Origin of the sequence: Thermus neutrinimicus (assembly GCF_022760955.1) — a bacterium.
Taxonomy (GTDB): domain Bacteria; phylum Deinococcota; class Deinococci; order Deinococcales; family Thermaceae; genus Thermus; species Thermus neutrinimicus.
This window is the reverse complement of sequence record NZ_JAKTNU010000007.1, coordinates 102,374-102,697: the sequence shown is the minus strand read 5'-3', so window position 1 is coordinate 102,697 and position 324 is coordinate 102,374. Positions and strand designations below refer to the sequence as shown.

At 64.5% G+C, this 324-nt stretch carries 1 protein-coding gene; it reads left to right on the top strand.

The window, feature by feature from the left end:
• On the top strand, positions 1–324 hold a 324-nt coding region (locus L0C59_RS06315), incomplete at both ends, for an AMP-binding enzyme (protein WP_243090430.1).

The window sequence follows — 324 nt, the reverse complement described above, 5'->3', positions numbered from 1 at the left end:
GGTGGTGGACGAGGAGGGCCAGGAGGTCCCCCTGGGGGAGGTGGGGGAGCTCATCGTCAAAGGCCCCAACATCATGAAGGGCTACTGGAACCGCCCCGAGGAAACCCAAAGGGCCCTCAAGGACGGCTGGCTCTACACCGGCGACATGGCCCGCATGGACCAAGACGGCTACTTCTACATCGTGGACCGCAAAAAGGACATGATCATCGCCGGCGGCTACAACATCTACCCCCGCGAGGTGGAAGAGGTCCTCTACCAGCACGAAGCCGTCCAGGAAGCCGCCGTGGTGGGCGTACCCGACCCCTACCGCGGGGAAACCGTGGC